The organism is Mycolicibacterium sp. HS_4_1 (genome assembly GCF_054515875.1).
In genome coordinates this window covers 2,249,929-2,273,084 of the sequence record NZ_CM137261.1, presented here as the reverse complement: position 1 = coordinate 2,273,084, position 23,156 = coordinate 2,249,929, and the positions used below count along the sequence as shown (strand labels likewise).

20 protein-coding genes and 2 tRNA genes are annotated in these 23,156 nt (G+C 66.7%); 6 read left to right on the top strand and 16 right to left on the bottom strand.

The features are described 5' to 3' along the window. Nucleotides 1-214 precede the first annotated feature (214 nt). Complete coding sequence (gene leuD / locus ACX12F_RS10790; protein WP_459369553.1) at nt 215-808, bottom strand: 3-isopropylmalate dehydratase small subunit; 594 nt, start codon at nt 806-808, stop codon at nt 215-217. 12 nt (nt 809-820) lie between these two features. Beyond that, complete coding sequence (leuC, locus tag ACX12F_RS10785; protein WP_459369552.1) at nt 821-2,257, bottom strand: 3-isopropylmalate dehydratase large subunit; 1,437 nt, start codon at nt 2,255-2,257, stop codon at nt 821-823. 74 nt (nt 2,258-2,331) lie between these two features. On the opposite strand from leuC, the gene ACX12F_RS10780 reads away from it, so the two are divergent. The 3 genes from ACX12F_RS10780 (at nt 2,332) to ACX12F_RS10770 (ending at nt 5,698) form a co-directional block, all read left to right on the top strand. Beyond that, nucleotides 2,332-3,033, top strand: a complete 702-nt coding sequence (locus ACX12F_RS10780) for an IclR family transcriptional regulator (RefSeq protein ID WP_459369551.1) — start codon at nt 2,332-2,334, stop codon at nt 3,031-3,033. A gap of 115 nt (nt 3,034-3,148) precedes the next feature. Continuing rightward, nucleotides 3,149-4,465 (top strand): DUF1800 domain-containing protein, encoded by a 1,317-nt coding sequence (locus tag ACX12F_RS10775; RefSeq protein ID WP_459370308.1) that lies wholly within the window; start codon nt 3,149-3,151, stop codon nt 4,463-4,465. Nucleotides 4,466-4,483: 18 nt separating this feature from the next. After that, nucleotides 4,484-5,698, top strand: coding sequence for a DUF1501 domain-containing protein (locus ACX12F_RS10770; RefSeq protein ID WP_459369550.1), 1,215 nt, complete (start codon nt 4,484-4,486; stop codon nt 5,696-5,698). A gap of 53 nt (nt 5,699-5,751) precedes the next feature. Here the strand turns inward: ACX12F_RS10770 and ACX12F_RS10765 are convergent. The 5 genes from ACX12F_RS10765 to ACX12F_RS10745 form a co-directional block, all read right to left on the bottom strand. After that, nucleotides 5,752-5,824: transfer RNA gene (locus ACX12F_RS10765), tRNA-Glu, on the bottom strand. A gap of 60 nt (nt 5,825-5,884) precedes the next feature. Further along, nucleotides 5,885-5,956: transfer RNA gene (locus ACX12F_RS10760), tRNA-Gln, on the bottom strand. Between the two features lie 127 nt (nt 5,957-6,083). Beyond that, a complete protein-coding gene (gene gltX, locus ACX12F_RS10755; protein ID WP_459369549.1) occupies nt 6,084-7,553 on the bottom strand; it encodes a glutamate--tRNA ligase in 1,470 nt (489 codons plus the stop codon). Between the two features lies 1 nt (nt 7,554). Continuing rightward, nucleotides 7,555-8,337 (bottom strand): fumarylacetoacetate hydrolase family protein, encoded by a 783-nt coding sequence (locus tag ACX12F_RS10750; protein ID WP_459369548.1) that lies wholly within the window; start codon nt 8,335-8,337, stop codon nt 7,555-7,557. A 26-nt stretch (nt 8,338-8,363) separates the two neighbouring features. Further along, nucleotides 8,364-9,560 (bottom strand): alpha/beta hydrolase family protein, encoded by a 1,197-nt coding sequence (locus ACX12F_RS10745; protein WP_459369547.1) that lies wholly within the window; start codon nt 9,558-9,560, stop codon nt 8,364-8,366. A 74-nt stretch (nt 9,561-9,634) separates the two neighbouring features. Here ACX12F_RS10745 and ACX12F_RS10740 point away from each other — a divergent pair, with 74 nt between their 5' ends. Continuing rightward, nucleotides 9,635-10,855: an MFS transporter gene (locus tag ACX12F_RS10740; protein ID WP_459369546.1), complete on the top strand. Its 1,221-nt coding sequence runs from the start codon at nt 9,635-9,637 to the stop codon at nt 10,853-10,855. A 28-nt stretch (nt 10,856-10,883) separates the two neighbouring features. On the opposite strand, the gene ACX12F_RS10735 is transcribed toward ACX12F_RS10740, so the two are convergent. The 8 genes from ACX12F_RS10735 to serA form a co-directional block, all read right to left on the bottom strand. After that, nucleotides 10,884-12,956: a hypothetical protein gene (locus ACX12F_RS10735; RefSeq protein WP_459369545.1), complete on the bottom strand. Its 2,073-nt coding sequence runs from the start codon at nt 12,954-12,956 to the stop codon at nt 10,884-10,886. A gap of 267 nt (nt 12,957-13,223) precedes the next feature. Then, entirely contained in the window at nt 13,224-13,508 is a 285-nt protein-coding gene (locus tag ACX12F_RS10730) for a hypothetical protein (RefSeq protein WP_459369544.1), read from the bottom strand. 224 nt (nt 13,509-13,732) lie between these two features. After that, nucleotides 13,733-14,359 carry a dihydrofolate reductase family protein gene (locus ACX12F_RS10725; RefSeq protein WP_459370307.1) on the bottom strand — a complete coding sequence of 209 codons (627 nt, stop codon included), beginning with the start codon at nt 14,357-14,359 and terminating at the stop codon, nt 13,733-13,735. Between the two features lie 79 nt (nt 14,360-14,438). Next, the gene (locus ACX12F_RS10720) at nt 14,439-15,713 is read right to left on the bottom strand and encodes a DUF7373 family lipoprotein (RefSeq protein WP_459369543.1); all 1,275 of its coding nucleotides are present in this window, start codon (nt 15,711-15,713) and stop codon (nt 14,439-14,441) included. A gap of 9 nt (nt 15,714-15,722) precedes the next feature. Beyond that, nucleotides 15,723-16,604, bottom strand: coding sequence for a class A beta-lactamase (gene bla, locus ACX12F_RS10715; protein WP_459369542.1), 882 nt, complete (start codon nt 16,602-16,604; stop codon nt 15,723-15,725). Between the two features lie 13 nt (nt 16,605-16,617). Next, nucleotides 16,618-17,220, bottom strand: coding sequence for a hypothetical protein (locus ACX12F_RS10710; protein WP_459369541.1), 603 nt, complete (start codon nt 17,218-17,220; stop codon nt 16,618-16,620). A gap of 4 nt (nt 17,221-17,224) precedes the next feature. After that, the gene (locus ACX12F_RS10705) at nt 17,225-18,238 is read right to left on the bottom strand and encodes a 3-isopropylmalate dehydrogenase (protein ID WP_459369540.1); all 1,014 of its coding nucleotides are present in this window, start codon (nt 18,236-18,238) and stop codon (nt 17,225-17,227) included. Further along, nucleotides 18,235-19,821: a phosphoglycerate dehydrogenase gene (serA, locus tag ACX12F_RS10700; protein WP_459369539.1), complete on the bottom strand. Its 1,587-nt coding sequence runs from the start codon at nt 19,819-19,821 to the stop codon at nt 18,235-18,237. Before serA ends, ACX12F_RS10705 begins: the two co-directional genes overlap by 4 nt. An 87-nt stretch (nt 19,822-19,908) precedes the next feature. On the opposite strand from serA, the gene ACX12F_RS10695 reads away from it, so the two are divergent. Then, nucleotides 19,909-21,369, top strand: a complete 1,461-nt coding sequence (locus ACX12F_RS10695) for a phytoene desaturase family protein (protein ID WP_459369538.1) — start codon at nt 19,909-19,911, stop codon at nt 21,367-21,369. 14 nt (nt 21,370-21,383) lie between these two features. Beyond that, nucleotides 21,384-21,983: an NAD(P)H:quinone oxidoreductase gene (gene wrbA / locus ACX12F_RS10690; RefSeq protein WP_459369537.1), complete on the top strand. Its 600-nt coding sequence runs from the start codon at nt 21,384-21,386 to the stop codon at nt 21,981-21,983. A gap of 96 nt (nt 21,984-22,079) precedes the next feature. On the opposite strand, the gene ilvC is transcribed toward wrbA, so the two are convergent. Next, nucleotides 22,080-23,081 (bottom strand): ketol-acid reductoisomerase, encoded by a 1,002-nt coding sequence (gene ilvC, locus ACX12F_RS10685; protein ID WP_171024507.1) that lies wholly within the window; start codon nt 23,079-23,081, stop codon nt 22,080-22,082. Nucleotides 23,082-23,156: the final 75 nt, after the last annotated feature.

The window sequence follows — 23,156 nt, the reverse complement described above, 5'->3', positions numbered from 1 at the left end:
CGACTAATGCACACGGTAAACCCAGTACCCGCCGATTTCCAAGAGCCACGCCCGGTTTCGAGCATAGCTATCGCGAATTTCGGCAATCCGGTTGGCCCACTTGGGAGGTGGTTAGCAGGTTTCGAAAGGTGGTTGCGGGGGCAGGGATTCGAGCTGCGCCCGAGTGCCGAAATTGCTCCGCAGGCCCTCAGACGGGACCTGCGGAGCGCCAGCCTCAGGCCGGCAGCGTGCGGGGTTTGTAGCTCGGACGGCGCCGCTCGTACGCTTCGATCTCATCGCGTTTCCGCAGCGTAAGGCCAATATCGTCGAGTCCTTCGAGCAACCGCCACGCGGTGTAATCGTCAATCTTGAAGGGCAGCACGACCGTTCCGGCGGTCAAATTCCGATCTTGAAGATTCACAGTGATTTCCAGGCCCGGATTCTGCTCGATGAGCTTCCAGAGCAGTTCGACATCGTCCTGCGCGACCTCCGCGGCGAGCAATCCGGCCTTGCCGGAATTGCCGCGGAAAATATCTGCGAATCGCGACGAGATGACGACCCGGAATCCGTAATCCATCAACGCCCAGACCGCGTGTTCGCGCGAGGAGCCGGTGCCGAAGTCGGGGCCGGCGACCAGAACCGAGCCCCGGTCGAACGGCGGGAGGTTGAGAATGAACGACGGATCGGTGCGCCACCCGGCGAACAGTCCGTCCTCGAAACCCGTTCGGGTGACCCGCTTCAGATACACCGCCGGGATGATCTGGTCGGTGTCGACGTTCGACCGGCGCAGCGGAACGCCGATTCCGGTGTGGGTGCGAAAAGCTTCCATGATGATGCGCTCCTAGCTCAGAACTGGGCTCAAGTCAGAGGGTGAGGACAGGGTTCCGCGCACCGCGGTGGCGGCGGCGACGGCGGGTGACACCAGATGGGTGCGGCCGCCCTTACCTTGGCGGCCTTCGAAATTCCGGTTCGACGTGGACGCGCTGCGCTCGCCCGGAGCCAGCTGATCCGGGTTCATGCCCAGACACATCGAGCAGCCGGCCTGCCGCCACTGCGCGCCCGCAGCGGTGAAAACCTCGCCCAACCCCTCGGATTCGGCTTGCGCGCGCACTGCCATCGACCCAGGTACCACCAGCATCCGCACCCCGTCGGCGACCTTGCGACCACGCAGCACGTCGGCCACCACGCGCAGGTCCTCGATCCGGCCGTTGGTGCAGGAACCGACGAACACCGTGTCCACCGCGATGTCCCGCATCGGCAGATTGGCCTGAAGGTCCATATAGGCCAACGCTTTTTCAGCGGCCAGCCGCTCGCCTTCATCGAACATCTGTTCTGGATCCGGAACATTCCCGGATAGCGGCACGCCCTGTCCGGGGTTGGTACCCCAGGTGACGAACGGGCTCAACGTCGCCGCGTCGATGTGGACCTCGGTGTCGAATTCGGCACCCTCGTCAGTACGTAACGCCGTCCAGGCTTCCACGGCCGCGTCCCAATCGGCGCCCTTCGGCGCGTGCGGCCGGCCCTTGAGGAACTCGAACGTCGTCTCGTCGGGGGCCACCATGCCGGCACGGGCGCCGGCTTCGATGCTCATGTTGCAGATCGTCATCCGGCCTTCCATCGACAGCGATTCGATGGCGCTGCCGCGGTATTCGATGACATGGCCCTGACCGCCGCCGGTGCCGATCTTGGCGATCACCGCCAGGATGATGTCCTTGGCGCTGACGCCCGGCGGCAGCACGCCGTCGACGTTGACCGCCATGGTCTTGAATGGCTTGAGAGGCAACGTCTGGGTGGCCAGCACATGCTCGACCTCGGACGTGCCGATGCCCATGGCGATGGCACCGAAGGCGCCGTGCGTGGACGTGTGGCTGTCACCACACACCACCGTCATGCCGGGCTGGGTGAGGCCCAGCTGCGGACCGATGATGTGCACGATGCCCTGCTGTGCGTCACCCATCGAATGCAGGCGGATGCCGAATTCCGCACAGTTGCGCCGCAGCGTCTCAACCTGAGTGCGCGACACGGGGTCTGCGATCGGCTTGTCGATGTCGACCGTCGGGACGTTGTGATCCTCGGTGGCGATGGTGAGGTCCGGGCGGTGCACGGGCCGACCGGCCAGCCGCAGGCCGTCGAACGCCTGCGGGCTGGTGACCTCATGCACCAGATGCAGATCTATATAGATGAGATCGGGTTCGCGGGCAGCGCCTTCGCCGGCGCCCTCGACCACCACATGGTCCGCCCAGACCTTCTCGGCCATGGTGCGTGGCTTGTTCGTCATGACTGTGCAGTTCCTTCCGCGATACCCGGGAGGCTGACCTACCGTCTCACGATGCGGGACGCTAGTATCTCCCTGTGAGACAGGATAGCGGCATCGGCGTCCTCGACAAAGCGGTGGGCGTGCTGCATTCGGTGGCTGAGTCCCCGTGTGGACTGGCCGAACTGTGCGCCCGTACCGGGCTGCCCCGGGCCACCGCCCACCGACTGGCAGCGGGCCTCGAGGTCCACCGACTTCTGGCCCGCGACAACGAAGGACGATGGCGGCTGGGGCCGGCCCTGACCGAACTGGCGGGGCAGGTCAACGACCCGCTGCTCAGTGCGGCAGGCGCGGTGCTCCCCCGACTGCGCGAGATCACCGGCGAGAGCGTGCAGCTGTACCGCAGGGAAGGCATGGTGCGGGTGTGCGTCATGGCGCTCGAACCGCCGTCCGGCCTGCGTGACACCGTGCCGGTGGGCAGCCGGCTGCCCATGACCGCTGGCTCCGGCGCCAAAGTGCTGCTGGCGTACAGCGATCCCGCAACCCAGCAGGCGGTGCTGCCGACGGCGAAGTTCACCGATCGCGTGCTGGCCGAGGTCCGCCGGCGCGGCTGGGCGCAGAGCGCGGCCGAGCGCGAACCCGGCGTCGCCAGCGTTTCGGCACCGGTGCGGGACAACCGCGGCGCGGTGATCGCGGCAGTGTCGGTGTCCGGGCCGATCGACCGGATGGGCCGCCGCCCCGGTGTCCGCTGGGCGAGCGATCTACTGGCTGCGGCCGAAGCGCTCACCCGCCGGCTGTGACGCAGACCAGCAAACCTTTGAATCCGCTGCATACGTCGACGACGACGGCGCTGATCACCTAAGTTCTTAGGGGACCCCGCGGGGTCGGGTCGCCCCTTGCAAGAAAGTAGGTTTCATCGTGTCGCAGCCACCACAGTGGCTGGCAACCGCACGGATGCTGCGCCGCACGGGCTTCGGAACCACCGGAGCCCAGGTGGACGCTGTGGTCAATCAGAACTGGTCGGCCTACCTGGACACTGTGCTGAACCTCGATCCGAACGCCGACCCCGGCGCGATCGCGACCCCGATGCCGAAATCCGCCATCCCGCAGTATCCGCCGTCGGGTGCATCGGCCACCGAGATCGCCGCCTTCGGCCAGGAACTCGTGGCGCGCATGCAGGTGCTTTCCGGCTGGTGGCTGCGCCGCATGGCCGCAGTGCGCCAGCCCATCCACGAGAAGCTGACCCTGTTGTGGCACAACCACTTTGCCACTTCCGCGGAGAAGGTCAACGCGGCACAGTTGATGGGCGAGCAGAACGAGAAGCTCCGCACCCTGGCGCTCGGCGACTTCCACACCCTGGCGTACGCCATGCTCACGGACGGGGCCATGCTGCACTGGCTGGACGGTGACGTCAACACCGCCGCGGCGCCGAACGAGAACCTGTCCCGGGAGTTCATGGAGCTCTTCACCATGGGGCATGCCAACGGCTACACCGAGTTCGACGTCAAGGAAGGCGCCAAGGCACTCACCGGACGACACCTGCGGCCCGACGGCAGCACCGTCGTCTACCCCGAACACCACGACGAGTCGAGCAAGACCGTGCTCGGCGTGACGGGCAACCTCACCGATACCGACTTCTGCGACATCGTGCTGCGCCAGCCCACCTCCGCCGCTTTCGTCGCCGGAACCCTGTGGCGCCTGCTGGCTTCGGACCAGCCGGCCTCCCCCGACACCGTGGCCCGCCTGGTTGCGGCCTACGGCCCGAACCGGGATCTCAAGGCACTCACCAAGGCGGTGGTGCTCGATCCCGAATTCACCAAGGCCGCCGGCACGGTGGTCAGCACGCCGGTGGAATGGCTGATGGGCATCGTCCGGTCGCTGGCGGTCCCGCTCGACGACGACCACGTGCTCGCCGACCTCGACCAGGTGCTCCGCGTGATGGGCCAGCGCCCCTTCTACCCGCCGGACGTCGGCGGCTGGCCCCGCGGGCAGCTCTGGCTGTCGACCAACAGTGCCGCAGCGCGCGTCTGGGCCGCGAACCGGCTGCTGGCCCTCAGCGATATCAGCGCGGTCGAGAAGATGTCACCCAGCGAACGGATCGACGGCGTGGGTTACCTGTTCGGCATCGGCGCCTGGTCGGATCGCTCGGCGGCCGCACTCAAACCGTTGGTCTCCGATCCACACCGGCTGGTGGCAGCGGCCGTCATCGCCCCCGAATACGTGACGTCCTGAGGAGATCGCGCAGATCCCATGCCCGAGTTCAATCGCCGCAAGTTCTTGATCGCCAGCGCCGGGGTCGGCGCGGCCGGTCTGCTCGGCGGCGTCGCCGCCGTCACGCTGCCTGATCTGCTCCACGAAGCCCGGGACCGCCCGCTGCAGGCCAATCAGGGCATCCTGGTGATCGTCACCCTCTACGGCGGCAACGACGGCCTCAACACCGTTATCCCGTACGCGGACAACGCCTATCATGACGCCCGCCCCGAGCTCGCCTACAAGCCGGAGGAAGTGCTGCGACTCGATCCGGCATTCGGGCTCAATCCCGCATTGACCGGGATGTCGAAGCTGTGGCAATCCAACAAGCTCGCAATCGTGCGCGGTGTCGGCTACCCGAAGCCGGACCGCAGCCATTTCCGCTCGATGGACATCTGGCAGACGGCCAATCCCGTCGACGCGGTCACGAGCGGCTGGATCGGCCGCTGGCTGGACACCAGCGGTGACGACCCGATCCGGGCCGTGAACATCGGCACCGTGCTGCCGCCGCTGGCCGTCGGTCAAAAGCACGTCGCGGCATCGCTTTCCGACTTCGTGCCGGCCATCCCGCCCGATGTCGCACGCACGTTGGCCGCGCTCAGCGTCGACGACCCGCACGACACCACCGCCATGAGCCAGGTGTGCGAGTCCTACCGGTCCAACCACTCCACCAACAGCCGCTTCGCCCCGGTGATCAACGGCGGCCTGCAGACCATCGGCCAGGCCGACAACCAGTTGGCCAGCGACCTCGAACTGGTGGCCCGCTGCATCCGAGCCGGCGTGCCCACGCAGGTGTACATGACGCAACTACTCGGCTTCGATACCCACGCCGACGAGCGCGCCCCTCAGCAGGCATTGCTCAAGACCCTCGACGATGCCCTGACGCCCTTCTTCCACAAACTCCAGGGCACGCCCTACGGCCGCAACGTCGTCGTCCTGATGTACTCCGAATTCGGGCGGCGCGTGGCCGCCAATGCCTCGCAGGGCACCGACCACGGCACGTCGGGCCCGGTGTTCATCGCGGGCACTCCCGTCAAGGGCGGCTTCTACGGAGACGAGCCGAGCCTGACCGACCTCACCGACGGCGATCTGAAGACAACCGTCGACTTCCGTGACGTTTATCACGAACTGCTCCACGGCACCCTCGGCGCGGATCCGGAGCCTTCGGTGGGCCGCGGACGGCGAGACATCGGATTCCTGGCCGGCGGAAAGTAATACCCCGGGAAAGACAAAACGCCGGACCTGTTGTCAGGTCCGGCGTTCGTACGTACCCCCGATGGGATTCGAACCCACGCTACCGCCGTGAGAGGGCGGCGTCCTAGGCCGCTAGACGACGGGGGCTAGAACTTCCGGAGCGATAGCTTAGCTCAGTCGCGCTGACCGACCTAATCGCTCCGGCAGCTGGGGTACCAGGACTCGAACCTAGAATGAGGGAATCAGAATCCCTAGTGTTGCCAATTACACCATACCCCATTGAAAGCCAATAACCGCAGGTCAGAGGCCTTCTCGACCCAATCCATGTCACCTTGGTTCCGTCTCCGGGACCTCGTTTTCACTTTTCGGGCCGACGAGCACATTACCAAACAATTGGCGGTGCTTTTTACACCCCCGCCCCAAGCGCCTCCCGCGCCGCGCGAATCCGCGCCAGACTGCGCTCACGTCCGAGCAGTTCCATCGACTCGAACAGCGGCGGGCTGACGGCAGCGCCGGTGACCGCCACCCGGATGGGACCGAACGCCTTGCGCGGCTTGAGTTCCAGACCGTCGAGCAGCGCCGCCTTGAGCGCGGCCTCGATGTTGGCGGTGTTCCAGTCCGTGACGGCCTCCAAAGCGCTCAGCGTGGCGTCCAGGACCTCTGCAGCCTCCGGCTTGAGTTCCTTGGCCGCCGACCTCTCGTCGATCACGTAGGCGTCGTCGTTGAAGAACTTCACGAGGTCCCACGCGTCGCCGAGCACGACGATGCGGGTCTGGATCAGTTCGGCCGCCGCGGCGAAACCCTTGGCGTCCAGCGTGGTGTCGTGGCCGTGCTGTTTCAGGTAGACGTCGAGTCGTTTCGCGAAGTCGTCCGGGGCCAGCCGGCGGATGTGCTCGGCGTTGATGGCGTCGGCCTTCTTCTGGTCGAAACGTGCCGGGTTCGAGTTGACGTTGACCACATCGAAGGCGGCCACCATCTCATCGAGGCTGAAGATGTCGTTGTCGTCGGCGATACCCCAGCCCAGCAGCGCCAGGTAGTTCAGCAGGCCTTCCGGAATGAAGCCACGATCACGATGCAGGAAGAGGTTCGACTGCGGATCGCGCTTGGACAGCTTCTTGTTGCCGTCACCGAGAACACTTGGCAGGTGCGCGAATTGAGGCACCGCTTCAGCGACACCGATCCGGATCAGTGCCTGGTACAGCGCAATCTGCCGTGGCGTCGACGGCAGCAGATCCTCGCCGCGAAGCACGTGGGTGATCTTCATCAACGCGTCGTCGACCGGATTGACCAAGGTGTACAACGGATCTCCGCTCGCGCGGGTGATCGCGTAGTCCGGAACCACGCCGGCGGCAAAGGTCGTCTCGCCGCGCACCAGGTCCACCCAGGTGATGTCCTCGTCGGGCATCCGCAGGCGCAGCACCGGCTTTCGACCCAGAGCCTCGAAGGCGGCCTTCTGCTCGGCAGTGAGGTCACGGTCGTAGTTGTCGTAACCCAGCTTCGGGTTGCGGCCGGCCGCTATGTGCCGCGCCTCGACCTCCTCGGGCGTCGAGTAGGCCTCGTAAACCTCGCCCGCGGCAAGCAGTTTCGCGATGACGTCGCGGTAGAAGTCGCTGCGCTGCGACTGCCGGTAGGGCTCGTACGGGCCGCCGACCTCTGGACCCTCATCCCAGTTCAAGCCCAGCCAGCGCAGCGCGTCGAGAATGGCGTTGTAGCTCTCCTCACTGTCGCGCGCGGCGTCGGTGTCCTCGATCCGGAAGACGAAGTCGCCACCGGTGTGTCGCGCGTAGGCCCAGTTGAAGAGCGCGGTGCGGACCAGGCCGACGTGTGGGGTGCCGGTCGGTGACGGGCAGAAGCGAACCCTGACAGGTGTGGTCACGTTATTTCCCTTTACGTACAACAGGATTGGAGAGGGTGCCGATGCCTTCGACGGTCACGCTGACGGTGTCGCCGTCTTCGATCGGGCCGACGCCCTCGGGGGTTCCGGTGAGGATGATGTCGCCGGGCAGCAGCGTCATGACCGCCGAGACCCATTCGACGATGGCGCCGACGTCGTGCAGCAGTAGCGCGGTGTTGCTGTCCTGCCGCTTCTCGCCATTGACCTCGGTGCGGATGTCCAGATCGGCCGGGTCCACAGCGGTCTCGATCCATGGGCCGACGGGGCAGAAGGTGTCATGTCCCTTCGCCCGCATCCATTGGCCGTCCTTCTTCTGCTGATCACGCGCGGACACGTCGTTCGCAATGGTGTAGCCGAGGATGAAGTCTTTGGCCTTGGCCGCCGGGACGTCCTTGCACGGGCGCTCGATGACAACCGCCAGCTCGCCCTCGTGGTGCACCGGGTTGGCATCGGCGGGCAACTGGATCGGGATGTTCGGCCCGATGATCGCGGTGTTGGGCTTGAGGAAGATCACCGGATCCTCGGGCGGTTCGCTGCCCATCTCGCGGGCGTGCGCGGCGTAGTTCTTGCCCATGCAGACCACCTTGCTGGCCAGGATCGGCGCCAGCAGCCGGACGTCGGCCAGCGGCCACGAGCGTCCGGTGAAAGTTGGATTGCGGGACAGGTACTGCTCGGCGATTTCTTTGCAGACCGCATCGGAGTTCGGGTCGCCCTCGATCACCACAAAAGCGACACCGTCTGGACTGGCAATTCGACCTAGACGCATCCGCCCAGCCTAGTGAGGGCCGCTGGTCAGCCCGCGAACTGGGCTTGAAGGAACGGAGTGGAGTCCGCCATCGAGGTCAGCACCGCGCTGGAGTGGTCATCCTCGGGATAGACGCGCAGCGTCACATGCTGGCCGTTGGCCTTGAGCTGGTCGGCGAACTTCAACGTCGACGACGGCGGCACATCGCGGTCCTTGAGGCCGACGCCCAGGAAGATCGGCCGGTCGTAGCCGGCGACCGGGGTGCCCATGAAGTCGGCCAGCGCGCCGCGCATGCCGGGTAGCGAGGTGAGCGGAGCAGCGAAGAACTGTTGTGGAGTCAAGCCATCGAGTGACGCGCTGAGCGGTGCGGTGCACAGTGTCTCGGCTTTGTCGGCCGCGGCCAGTCCCGCCGGCGTCAGCACACTGTTGACGGCGAGGTCCGGCCGCGCTTCCCGGAAACCCGCCAGAATGTAAGCGGCGTAGGCCGACGCTATGGGTCCCAAGCCAGGTGGCAGCACCATGTCCGGACCGGCGGTGATGACCACGTCGTCGATATTGGCCGGTGTCCCGGTGGCGACGACTCCGCGGTAGTCCAGGCCTGTCCCCCGGCTGAATTCCGTCGCCCACCGGGCACTCGCCACTGCGGCGGCACCGCCCTGGGACTGGCCGACCAACGCCCACTTCGGCGACAGCGGCACGTCCAGGTGGTGCGCGGCGATCACCGAATCGATGATGGCGTGTGCGGTGGCGACACTGTTGAGGTAACTCATCAGGCCCGGCGTGCCGAGGCCGGTGTAGTCGGATCCGACGACGGCGTATCCCTGTTCGAGCCAGTGGGACAGATACTCGTTGTCACGTTGACTGCGGGGCTGCGCGGAGGGCGTGCAGTCATCACCGAGGCCGACGGTGCCGTGCGCCCAGGCGAGGACGGGCCATCCGCCCTGCGGCACCGGCCCCTTGGGGACGAACACCACTGCGGTGCTCACCGCAGACGAATCGTGTTGGTCGGTGGTCGAATACAGGATTCGGTAGGCGTGAGCCGCCGCGGTGACCGACAACAGCGGATCCAGCGGGACCGCCCTGATGAGCTCCCCCGACTGCGGCACCGGGGCCGTGAATCCCCGGGTATCCAAGCCTGACCAGTTCGGCGCGGCCGCCGATGCCCTCGGTACCGGTGCCGCCACCAGGATCAAGCCGGCAGTGAGGGCCGCCGTCGCCCGGGAAAGATTCGCCCGCAAAGCCATGCGCCCAACTCTAGCCGTCTTACATAGTGAGATGTTTATTCATATCTTGAGAAGTCCGGTGGCACCATGGGCTCATGGCCACTTCCGTCTCAGCCGTCCGCCGCTGGTCGATGCTGGTGATCGCCCTCGGCTCGACGATGTGCGCCAACGTCTTCATCAACGGGGCCGCCTTCCTGATCCCGACACTCCACGGGGAGCGCGGTTTGGATCTGTCTCGCGCCGGGCTGGTGTCGGCCATGCCGAGCTTCGGAATGGTGCTGACCCTCATCGCCTGGGGCTGGGTCGTCGATCGGGTCGGTGAGCGATTCGTGCTGACGGCCGGGGCGTTGCTGACCTCACTGGCGGCGTTCGCGGCGGCGTGGGCTTCGTCGTTGGTGGCGGTCGGTGCGTTCCTGCTGCTGGGCGGCATGGCGGCCGCCAGCTCCAATTCCGCGAGTGGCCGGCTGGTCGTCGGCTGGTTCCCGCCGGAGCAGCGTGGACTGGTGATGGGCATTCGGCAGACGGCGCAACCCCTGGGAGTGGGGCTGGGCGCCTTGGTGATTCCGCGACTGGCCGAATCGTCGGGAGTCTCCGCCGCGCTGTTGTTTCCCGCCATTGCGTGTTTGGTCGCGGCCGTGGTGACCGCCGTTGGCGTCATCGATCCGCCGCGGCCACCCCGATCATCGGCCCCCGCAACCGATCTGGCCAACCCATATCGCGGTTCCTCGGCGCTGGCCCGCATCCACGCGGTGTCAGTGCTGCTGGTCGTGCCGCAGTGCCTGGTGTGGACTTTCTCATTGGTGTGGCTGATGACCGCACACGGTTGGTCGGCCGGGGCTGCCGGCACGATGGTGACGGTTGCCCAATTGTGCGGCGCTGCAGGACGAATCGGCGCCGGGCGGTGGTCGGATCTGGCGGGTTCGCGGCTACATCCGGTCCGGGTGATTGCCGTCTTGGCGGGTGTCACCATGGGGCTGCTCGCTGTGTGCGATTACCTGCACTGGCCCGTGGCGGTATTCGTCATGGTGGTGGCATCCGTTGTCACGGTCACCGATAACGGCTTGTCCTTCACCGCAATTGCCGAGATCGCCGGGCCATTTTGGAGCGGACGCGCATTGGGCGTGCAGAACACCACGCAATTGCTGACGGCGGGCATCGTGCCGCCGGCATTCGGTGCGCTGATCGGAGCCTTCGGCTTCCCCGCCGCGTTCGCGTTGTGCGCACTGTTCCCGGTGTCGGCCGTGCCACTGGTCCCGGTCGCTGCAGATCCGTTGCGCACCAACTTTGTTGACGAGGACGAGCGGTCAGGGGTGTAACTCGGATACAAGTCGACTGCCGAACCTGCTACGCAGGCGGGCACATGGGGCCGACGCACTTGCTGGATCCCCGCTGCGGCTCGGGTGCCTGACGAGGCGCAGGTGGCGGCGGGGGCGCTTCATGGACCGGTGGCGGTGCCTGTCGCACCGGAGCCTGCTCCTGCGGCGCCGGGGCTTGCCGTACGGGCGCCTGGCGAACCGGAGCAGGTGGAGCCATGGCCTCAGGCGCGGGGCCTTCGGGCACCGGCGCATGTTTCATCGGTGGCTCGGCCGCGGGCTGCCGCTGAGGTGACTCCTGCGGAATCTGCTTCGCCGGAGTCGCCGGCGGCTCTGAAATCTGCTTCGGCGGAACCGGATTCGCTGCCCCTCGCGGCAGCGGTGCCGCGCTGGGCGGCGCGGCATCCGGTACGGAGGGAGTCGCGGCCTTCGGCTCGGCCGGCGGCACCACGACGGGCTTCGGCACGGCAACCGGGTTCGGCGAACCGTCCTTGGGCACAACAGTCGTAGCTCCAGGAACGTTGTTCAGATCAGAGCCGGCTGTGCGACCACTCGGCGCAGTCTGTGGCTTGCCTTGCGGTGCCGGCATGGGTACCGGCGCGAGCTCGGGTGCGGTGAATCCGGCCGGCACCTTCGACGGCGGCGCACTCGGGGCGACCGCCGTCAACGCCGGCGGCGCAGCAGGTGTTTGGTGGTTGTCCACGCGCGTACCGATGCCCGGAACCGGCGTCGCGGGCGTCACCGCGGCAACCTTGGCCGCGGTCGCATCGAGGTCTTTGGCGACGTCGCGGGCAGGCTTTCGCGCCAGGTCCGTCATCAGCGACCCGGAGGCAGCCGTCGCCTTGTCCGTGGAGATGAACTGCGCCAGTGAGACATTCAGCTTCACGACCGGAGACGCGACATGCGCGCTCACATCCGTGATCGAATGTGCGGCAGTCACGGCGGTGGCCGGCGGTGCCCAGTCACGGCTGCGCGGGTCGTGCCAGTCCCGGCTCATGTTCCAGTTCTGGTACTGGTTCGGGTTGAATCCGTGGGCCTGATCCCACTGTGTGCGTTCGTACACCGGATCATCGTTCCGGAACTTCCACTGGTAGTACTGCTCGTACGGGTGGTGGTTGTCGTACCAGGCCTGATTGCGCGGGTCGTCGGGATGGTCGCGCCGCTGGTCCCATTCGTTGCGGCCGCCTCGATCCCAGCCGTCGCGGTCATAGCCCGACCAGTTGTAGCCGCCCCAGTTGTAGCCCCAGCGGTCATATCCCCACCGGTCGTAGCCCCAGCGGTCATATCCCCACCGGTCGAACCCGACGACGTCGTAGCCGTACTGGTTGTAGCCGCCGAGGTCGTAGTTGTACCAGTCACCGGCGTTGTAGCCATAGAGCTGGCCCCAGGACGGGTCGTAGTAGCCGAGGTCTTGGAGGTTCGGCGTCAACGGCGGATCCACCGGCTGCGACCAGTCCGCGGCAGGCGCGTCGGGCACGCCTGGCGGCGGCGGGACGAAGGTGTCCGACATCTGATCGACGGGTGCCGCGCTCCCGGCCGGGTCCTGGTATCCCCACGTGGGTGCGGTGGCGCTCGTCAGTGCCACTGCGGGCGTCTGCGCGCCGCTGCCCGGGTCCGCGGCCTGCGGCTCGGCGGGTGGCGTGGGCAACGCCGGCAACTGCTGCGCCGAATCAGGGGTGTATTGCAGAAGTTGTTGCGTCAGTTGTAGGTAGAGGTTCTGCAGACTCGTCCGCTGTGGCGAGGGCGACAGGTAGTCCAGACCCTGCTTGGCATCATTGAGCGACGTACGAGCGGCTGTCAACTGGTCGGGCGTGGGCTGCTGTCCACTGCCCAGGATGTCCTGCGCCGCTTTCAGGTCGTTCACGACAGCCGTCAGCGCGACGTCCTGCGCGTGACCCGGAAACATCGTCTTCTCGACGCCCCAGAGCGTGCCTCCGGGTGTGGCCTCGTAGGACGCGCCCAGCACGCCAGCGACCAGTACCACCATGACTCCGGCGGCGACGGCCGCTTTGCGCCTGCGGGTCCGCGGCAGCAGTCTGTGCCACCGTGGTGTGGGCGCGGGAGGCGGTACGACGTGGATGGGTGGGGAACTGAAAGTCGTCATGTCGACCTCCTCGGGCTACGACCGGTGGCCGTCGTCGCGTCGCTCCCGACCCGCGCGATTTCGGATACAAGTGCCCGCTGGTCCGGCCGGTATTCAGGCCCACCAGAACTACTAAGCACAACTAAAGGCTACGCAGCCGCGGTGCTCTCGCCAGTGTCTGAGCGGGATTCTCATCAATCCATAGCCCGTACACAGCGACGCACAGAAAGCTGTGGCGCCCAGTCACTTTCGGCGCAGCAGTCACGCGCGCCCGATCGTGGGCATCAGTCAGCGCTGTGCGCCGACGAAGAACAGCACGAGCACCGCCACCAAGCCGAGCAGCGCTGCGAAGAAGGCGCCACACGCCGCATCGTCGAACCGTGGCCGCACCGTCGCGACCAGCACGGCCACCGCGGCGACCAGCACCGCCCCCGCCGGGGCGAAGAGCCAGTAATACGCCAGCGGCGCCAGCGACATTGCCGCCAGCCCAGCCGCGTAACCACCGAGTAGATACCGCGGATCGGTCTTTCGCTCGGTGCGTGGGTCGAGTGAGCTTTCCCGCTCGAAAGACATGCGCACCCCCTTCCGTTATCGGTGAGCCCTCGCTCGCGGGAGTACCCCCGCAACCACCAGACACATCAACGAAATAACCACTGCAACAGGAAAATTCGTGCCACTGAGCCGACTCACGTGCACGTCGTGAGCGGCTGTACCTACCGCATCGACCGCCACCAGACCCCAGCCGACTCCGCCAGAGACCGCGCCGGCGAGCACGCCGCGAGTCCAGTCCGTATCCGTCAAACGTCCCCCCGATCCGGTGCGCTCATGTCCCCCGTCGCCGGCACACCTGCTGCCAACCCGTACTGCAGATGCACGATGCCCGCCGGGCTGGACACCGGCGGCGCGAGCAGCGTCAGGTTGGCCGGCGCGGCACCCCCGTCGAACACCTTTTTGCCGACCCCCAGGACAACAGGATGCAGCCAGAGATCCATCCGATCAAACAGTTTTTCGCGCAACAGGGTCTGTACGAAATTCAGACTGCCGACCACTTTGACATGCTCGTGCCGCTGCCGGAGCTCCCGCACCTCGGTCACCAGGTCCGCGCCGATCTGTGCAGAGCCGGCCCACGACAGATCGGGTTTGCCCCGGGACGCCACGTACTTGGGGATGCGATTGAACATTTGGCCGAATGCGTCGTCCTGGTGCGGCCAATAGCCCGCGAAGATGTCGTACGTCCGCCGGCCGAGCAGCAGCGCATCGGTGCCTTCGTAAGCCGCGCCGACCTGCTCCCCCGACACGTCGTCGATCAGTGGCGCCTGCCAGCCTTCGAACGGAAATCCACCATCAGGGTCTTCGCCGGGACCGCCCGGCGCCTGCCCGACGAGGTCGAGGGTGGCGAACAATGCGAGGCGAATCTGGCCCATTTCCAGCTCCTGACGAGTCGACGGTGTCTGTCGGTGAAATAGACCACCGACCGCCGCCAAACTCATCGGGGCAGTCCGGCTACTTCCCCGACAGAACTCGGTACTGCGCCGAAATCTGTTGGTCCGCAGCAGTTTCGTCGTCCCCGAAGACCTGAAACACGAATCTTTCGGTGCGTGCGAGACAGCTGAAGTGCCAACCGAGGATGCGCCACGTCACGGTTGCGTCCGGGCGCGCATAGTCGTGCATGTGCTCGAAACACCGCGCGCCCGGGAATCCCGGAACCGGGCCGGCCATCTGCACGTCCGGGTTCTTCGTGATCTCGGCGCTGGTGAAGTCCAGCAGCTGCGCGGCCGAATCGGCGTTGGGGGCCTGATAGACCCGTCCCCACCGCTGAGTCACCCATTGGACACCGGCCCGCTCGAACTGGGTGGTCATGCTGACCGGGTCGACCTCGAAGTGCAACCACGCCCGCGGCCGCCAGGTCCCGATCAGCACTCCTTGCTGGCGGTCCGGAGTGGTGATCGTCTTGGACAGCAACTGGTCGTCGCTCGGATCCTTGGGCAGGTCCGCGAGTTTCGCCGGCTCGGTCGGCACGAAGCCCTTGAGCAGCGATTGCTGCCTGCCGAGCAGGTCGGATACCAGCAGCTCGGCCCGCAACGGTGCCCGGGTGGACTTGGTGGCCTTGGCCGTCACGAACTGGTACAGCACAAACCGCCCTTGCGCGGTGTAAGCCGCGACTGCGCTGGCCCCGGTGCCGAAGTCCATGCCGACCGCCGGCACCGAAGTGGCGCCGAGCGAGATCTGGACGGGATACGTCGGGAACGGCGCGGCGACCAAAGGGCCGATCTGGGCCGTGAATTCGCCTGCCGCCGCGGCAGCTTGGGCGTCGTCGGGGAACATGAGGACGGCATTCTGGATTTCCAGATCGGCTTCCTTGGTCCCTGACGCCCGGAATGAGCCGAAACCGGCGACGAGCTTGTGCGCCCTGGCAATTCCCTGCATGACATTGCCCGTGGATACCCCGAGCGTGTTGTCGACGCCGAACTCCGACGTCATAGTGCCTGTCCCGAGCGATCCCAACGTCGTCACCGACGAGTCGATTTCCCAAGGGCCGACCACGTATTCGGCCAGCCTGGTCGATTCGACGATCGACTGCGTGAGCGGGTTGGGCCCAGCGCTGAAGAACGGGGTGCTCGGCTTGATCTGGTAGTTACCGGTCCGCAGCTGACTGACGTCGGGTTCCGGGTCGCTCAGGGACCCTCCGAACCGCGCCGTGCCGGCGGTGGTCGTCGAACACGCCGTCACCACACACATACAGGTGGCCACCACGAGCGCCAGCTTCCGGATCCCCACGATCCAACACTAGCTGTGGCCGAGGCGTGCGAGCACGGATCGCACGCTCTCCGCCACCGCCTCGTTGAACGGCCCGGCGTCCCGCCGCAGGGTACGCGTCCGGATCAGAACCGTGAGCATGACCCGCTCATGTTTGGGGCCGATGAGCATGCCGGCGTCGTTGGTCGAGCCGTAATCGCCGCTGCCGGTCTTGTCCGCGCTGGTCCACTCCGCCGGCAGACCCGCGCGAAAGCGTCGGGTCGACGTGGTGGTCTCGGACATCCACCGCTGCAGCTGATATTGGCTCGCCTCGGGCAGCGCGTCGCCGACGAGGATGGCACGGTACCCGCCGCAGAGAGCCCGCGGCGTGGTGGTGTCCCGCAGGTCGCCGGGCGCCGCGGCGTTGAGGTCCGGTTCCCAGCGATCCAGCCGTGTCTGCGAATCCCCGATCGAACGGGCGAAATCGGTGACGGCGGACGGCCCACCGATGGTGCGCAGCATGATGTTTCCTGCTGCGTTGTCGCTCTGGGTCAGGGCCGCGGCGCAGATGTCCCGCAGCGCCATTCGTGCACCCACCGCCGGACTCAGCACCGGCGAGTTGACCACGATGTCTGCCGCGGTGATGGGCACCATGGCATCGAGATTCGCGTGACCCGCCTTGGCCATCTGCAAGATCCGGGCCGCCGCATACGCTTTGAAGGTCGAACAGATCGCGAACCGCTCGTCGGCGCGGTGCTCGACCGTCGCCGACGATTCCAAATCCACTGCATAGACGCCGATTAACGCCTGGTAGCGATCTTCCAGATCCGCAAAACTGGTTGGCTCTTCCGACTTGGCGGGCTGGCACCCGGCCAGTACACCCACCGCGGCCACCCCGACGATGAAATCCCGCCGGTTCAGCTGTACCCCCACGCATCCCAGCCAATCATGTATCGGTACGCGACGCCAAGCGGGATTTTTGCGGATTGCCCTTGGGCCGCACCAACAGGGCGGCCACCAGGAAGCACAATGCCCCGACGAACGTCCCGAAGTTGGCCAGCCACTCGTCGACCGTCACGCCGGTCTTGCGGACGAACGCCGCCAGCGCCGAGATCTCGAACGCCACACAGCCCATCATGTTGATCCAAGAGGCCTGCCAGTCAGCGGATTTCGGCGACCACAGGCCGACGACCATGACCGCCAGCAGACCACTGAGCAGGAAGGCGAATGACCCGGCGGCGTCGGGCGCCCACACGTAGCGGCGCTCGGCAAGGACAGCATGCGCCCACACCGCCGCACCGGTGCTCACGTTGAACAGGACGGTGCCCATGAATTGGATTGCCGCCGACCACCATTGAATCCCCGGCGCAGCCAGCATGTACTGCATCAAGGCGGCAGTAGTGAAGAACCACGACCCGATGAAGCACAGCACATTCGTCGCACCGGCTCCGGCCACCGAGGGAAACCCGGGGACCGTGGCAAGCGCGAAGAACGACGACCCGACGGCGAACAGCCAACACTGCCTGGTGAGAGTGGCGAAGCCGGTCACGGCATTACAGGTAGCTGCGGATCCGCTCGCCGGTCTCCGACGTCGAAAGCTTGGCATCGCCACGCGTCGAAAGGTGCTCGGCCACGGCCTGGTCCACGCGGGCCGCGGCTTCGCTCTCACCGAGGTGAGTCAGCAGCAGCGCCACGCTCATGATGGCGGCGGTCGGGTCGGCCAGGCCCTGGCCGGCGATGTCGGGCGCACTGCCGTGCACCGGCTCGAACATCGACGGGTTGGTGCCCGTCGCATCGATGTTGCCCGATGCCGCCAGGCCGATGCCGCCGGAGACGGCCGCCGCCAGGTCGGTGATGATGTCGCCGAACAGGTTGTCGGTGACGATCACATCAAACCGCTCAGGAGCGGTCACCATATGAATGGTCGCAGCGTCGACGTGCTGGTAGGCGGTCTCGACGTCCGGGTACTCGGTGGCGATCTCGTCGACCGTGCGCTTCCACAGCGAACCGGCGTACGCCAGCACGTTGTTCTTGTGCACCAGGGTCAGGTGACGACGAGGCCTTCCCTGCGCCAATTCGAACGCATAGCGCACGACGCGCTCGACACCGAACCGCGTGTTGGTGGACACCTCGGTGGCCACCTCGTGCGGGGTGCCGACGCGGATCGCGCCGCCGGTGCCGGTGTATGGCCCCTCGGTGCCCTCGCGCACGACGACGAAGTCGATGTCCGGGTTGCCGGCCAGCGGGCTGTCGACGCCCGCGAACAGCCGCGACGGCCGCAGGTTCACATGGTGATCCAGGGCGAACCGCATGGTCAGCAGCAGGCCGCGCTCGAGCACGCCGCTGGGCACCGAAGGATCGCCGATGGCGCCCAACAGGATTGCGTCGTGCGTCTTGAGTTCGTCGACCATGCCCTCGGGCAGGGTCTCCCCGGTCTCGTGGTAGCGCTTGGCGCCCACGTTGTACTCGGTGCGCTCGACACCCGGCAGCACGACGTCGAGAACCTTCAGCGCCTCTCCGATGACCTCGGGGCCGATGCCGTCACCGGCGATGACGGCGAGCTTCACGACAGGTCCACCAGTTCCAGCGTGGTCGCGCCGACGGCGTCGCCGATCGCGCTGAGCACGTCGGCCGGCACCTCGCGGTCCAGGCGCAGCATGACCGTCGCTCCGGAACCGTCCGAGTCCTGCGACATCTGGGCGGCCAGGATGTTGACGTCGGCGCCACCGAGGAGGGTGCCGATCTTGCCCAGGGCACCCGGCTGGTCACCGTAGTTGAGGATCAGGTTGACGCCCTGGGCGCGCAGATCCAGGTTGCGGCCGTTGACCTGGACGATCTTCTCGACCAGCTGCGGGCCGCTCAAGGTGCCCGACACGTTGACAACCGAGCCATCTGCCAAAACCGCGCGCACGTCGACGACGCTGCGGTGGTTGGGGCTCTCGGTCTCGGTGCTGAGGTTGGCTTCGACGCCACGCTCGGCGGCCAGCGCCGGGGCGTTGACGAACGTCACCTGGTCCTCGATGACGGCCGAGAACAGCCCGCGCATCGCCGAAAGCTTCAGAATCTCAACGTCTTCCGAAGCCAGCTCGCCGAGCACCTCCACGTTGACCGAAGCCGGCAGCGCCGGCGCGAGGGCACCGACCAACAGACCCAGCTTGCGCACCAGGTCGAGCCACGGCGCGACCTCTTCGCCGACCACACCGCCGCCGACGTTCACGGCGTCCGGCACGAACTCGCCGGCCAGCGCCAGCTTCACGCTCGCCGCGACGTCGGTGCCGGCGCGGTCCTGCGCCTCTTCGGTGGAGGCACCCAGGTGCGGGGTGACGACGACCTGCGGCAGCTCGAAGAGAGGACTGTCGGTGCAAGGCTCGGTGGCGAACACGTCGAGGCCGGCACCACGCACGTGGCCGCTGGTGATCGCGTCGGCCAGGGCCTGCTCGTCGATCAGGCCACCGCGGGCCGCGTTGACGATGATGACACCCGGCTTGGTCTTGGCCAGCGCGTCCTTGTTGATCAGGCCGGCGGTTTCCTTGGTCTTGGGCAGGTGCACCGAGATGAAATCGGCGCGACCCAAAAGCTCATCGAGGCTCAGCAGCTCGATGCCCAGCTGGGCGGCACGCGCCTGCGAGACGTAGGGGTCGTACGCGACGATGTGCGCGCCGAAAGCGGCGAGACGCTGCGCGACGAGCTGACCGATGCGGCCCATCCCCACGACGCCGACGGTCTTGCCGAAGATCTCGGTACCGGAGAACGACGACCGCTTCCAAGTGTGTTCGCGCAGCGTGGCGTCGGCGGCCGGAATCTGGCGAGCCGTCGACAGCAGCAACGCCAGGGCATGCTCAGCGGCGCTGTGGATGTTGGAGGTCGGGGCGTTGACGACCAGCACGCCCCGCGCGGTGGCGGCGTCGACGTCGACGTTGTCCAGGCCGACGCCGGCGCGGGCGACGATCTTGAGCTTGGGTGCCGCGGCCAGCACCTCGGCGTCCACCGTGGTGGCCGAGCGCACCAGCAGCGCGTCGGCGTCCGGGACGGCGGCCAGCAGTTCGGCGCGGTTGGGGCCGTCGACCCAACGGACCTCTACCTGGTCGCCGAGGGCGGCGACGGTCGATTCGGCGAGTTTGTCAGCGATGAGTACGACAGGAAGGCTCACGCGCACAGACTAGTGGTCCGCATGGCTGTCGCTCCAATCGCGGTTGCGTTGATCTGGGTTGTCACCACACGTCACTACGATCGAGTGGTGGACGTCACCGTCGTCGGTAGTGGGCCCAACGGACTGGCCGCAGCCGTCATCTGCGCCCGAGCCGGACTGTCGGTCCGGGTCATCGAAGGCCAGCCGACCCCCGGCGGCGGCGCCCGCAGCGCCCCCGATCCCGAATATCCAGGCATTTTGCACGACGTCTGCTCAGCGGTGCATCCACTGGGTGTGGCGTCGCCGTTCTTCGCGGAATTCGACCTGGCCGCCCGCGGCGTCCAGATGGTGACGCCCGAGATCTCGTACGCCAATCCCCTGCCTTCCGGGGCGAGCGAAGCGACGGGAAAGGCCTCCGGCCGCGCCGCCATCGGATACCGCTCGCTGGATCGCACCTGCGCGGAGCTGGAACACGGCTCGTCCTGGCGGCGACTGCTCGGCCCACTGGTCGAACACGTCGATGGCGTCCTCGGCTTCTTCCTCGGCGACAAGCGTTCCCTGCCGCCGGACCTGCCGAGCACCGTGCGTGCCGGCCTCCGGGTGCTGACCCAGGGCAGCCCGGCGTGGAGTCTTCTGCGTGGTGACGACGCGCAGGCCCTGTTCACCGGCGTCGGCACCCACGCCATCCATCCCATCCCGTCGCCCGTCAACAGCGGCGCGGGCATCATGCTCAGCACCGTCGCGCACACCGCGGGCTGGCCCGTCCCGATCGGCGGCACACAGACCATCACCGATGCGTTGATCGCCGATCTGCGGGCGCATGGTGGCGAGCTGATCACCGGCCTCCCCGTGACGAGCCCACCCGACGGCGTGGTCGTCTACGACACCTCGCCGACGGCCCTCCTCGACATCTACGGGTCCGCGGTACCGGACCGCTATGCAAACGCGTTGCGGCGCTACAAGTTCGGCCCCGGAGTCTGCAAGATCGACTTCGTACTGTCGGGCGACATCCCCTGGCGTGATCCGCGGATGGCATTGTCGCCGACGGTCCACCTGGGCGGCACCCGAGCCCAGATGGCGCACGCCGAACGCGAGATCTGGCAGGGCCGCCATGCCGCACACCCCATGACGCTGGCCTCGCTCCCCCACTTGGCCGACCCGACCCGTGTGGACCCGCAGGGTCGACGGCCGCTCTGGACGTACTGCCACGTGCCCGCGGGTTCGACCATCGATCAGACCGAGACCGTCATGGCATTGTTCGAAGACGCCGCACCCGGTTTCCGTGATCTGGTGGTGGCGGCCCGTGCGGTGCCGGCCGCCGAGATGTCGCAGCACAACGCGAATTACGTCGGCGGCGACATCATCGTCGGCGGCGCGACGCTCAAGGCCGCGATGATCGGTCCGACGCTGCGGGCCAACCCGTGGACCACACCGATCCCCAAGGCCTACCTCTGTTCGTCGGCCACCCCGCCGGGCACCGGCGTGCACGGCATGGCCGGTCTGTACGCCGCCCGGACCGTGCTCCGTCGTGAATTCGGAGTGAAGACGCTGCCGTCGCTGGCGCCATAGTGTTGGCTTGGCGCATGGCCAAGCTTTCTGTGATCTATTACTCGGCGACCGGGCACGGCACTTCCATGGCACAGCGGGTCGCGAGTACCGCCGAATCGTTGGGCGCCGAGGTGCGGCTGCGGCCCGTAGCCGAGACCGCAGCCCCTGAGTCGTTCGCCCACAACGCGGCCTGGACCGCGAATTACGAAGCGACCAAGAATCTTCCGGCCGCCGCGGGTGACGACATCGTCTGGGCCGACGCGGTGATCTTCGGCTCGCCGACCCGCTTCGGCTCGGTTGCGTCGCAGTTGCGGGGGTTCCTGGACTCGCTCGGCGGACTCTGGTCGCAGGGCGCACTGGCGGACAAGGTCTACGCCGGGTTCACCTCGACCAACACCGCGCATGGCGGGCAGGAGACCACGCTGCTGTCGCTGTACATCACGCTGATGCACTGGGGCGGCATCATCGTCCCACCCGGCTACACCGACCCACTCAAGTTCGCCGACGGCAACCCGTACGGCGTGAGCCTGCTGGCCAACCACGACAACATCCGACAGTTCGACGACAACACCTACGCCGCTTTGGATCACTTGGCCCGACGCGTGGTCTCGGTGGCGGACCGGTTGGGCAGCTAGCCGCCGCGTTGTCCTGAAATGCCGAAAGGCCAGTTACTGCACGCTTTTTCGTGAATCACGTGCGGTAACTGGCCAGTCGGCGTTGGGAACTGGAGACTAGGCGGTCTCGGTGATCGGCCGGTCGACCCAGCTCATCAGGTCACGCAGCTTCTTGCCGGTGACCTCGATCGGGTGCTCGGCGTTGGCCTTGCGCAGACCCTCGAGCTCCTTGTTGCCGCCCTCGACGTTGGCGACCAGGCGCTTGACGAAGGTGCCGTCCTGGATGTCCTTCAGGATGGCGCGCATGCGCTCCTTGGTGTCGGCGTCGATGACGCGCGGGCCGGACAGGTAGCCACCGAACTCCGCGGTGTCGGACACCGAGTAGTTCATGCGGGCGATGCCACCCTCGTACATCAGGTCGACGATCAGCTTGAGCTCGTGCAGCACCTCGAAGTAGGCCATCTCCGGTGCGTAGCCGGCCTCGACCATGACCTCGAAACCGGTCTTGACCAGTTCCTCGGTACCACCACAGAGGACGGCCTGCTCACCGAACAGGTCGGTCTCGGTCTCTTCCTTGAAGGTGGTCTTGATGACGCCGGCGCGGGTGCCGCCGATGCCCTTGGCGTAGGACAGCGCCAGCGCCTGGCCCTCGCCCTTGGGGTCCTGGTCGATGGCGATCAGGGCCGGGACGCCCTTGCCGTCGACAAACTGACGACGCACCAGGTGGCCGGGGCCCTTGGGGGCGACCATGCCGATGGTGACGTTGGCCGGGGGCTTGATCAGGCCGAAGTGGATGTTGAGGCCGTGGCCGAAGAACAGCGCGTCGCCGTCCTTGAGGTTGGGCTCGATGTCGTTCGTGAAGATCTCGGCCTGCGCGGTGTCGGGCGCCAGCAGCATGATGACGTCGGCCCAGGCGGCGACGTTGGCCGGGGTGTCGACCTCGAGGCCCTGCTCGGTGACCTTCTCGCGGGACTTCGAGCCCTCCTTCAGACCGACCTTGACCTGCACACCCGAGTCGCGCAGCGAAAGCGAATGCGCGTGACCCTGGCTGCCGTAGCCGATGACGCCGACCTTGCGACCCTGGATGATCGACAGGTCCGCATCGTCGTCGTAGAACATCTCAACTGCCACTTGCTTTTCCTTACCCTTGTTTCTGTTGTTGAAGCTGTGTTGTTCGAAGTCTTGCTCGGGGTC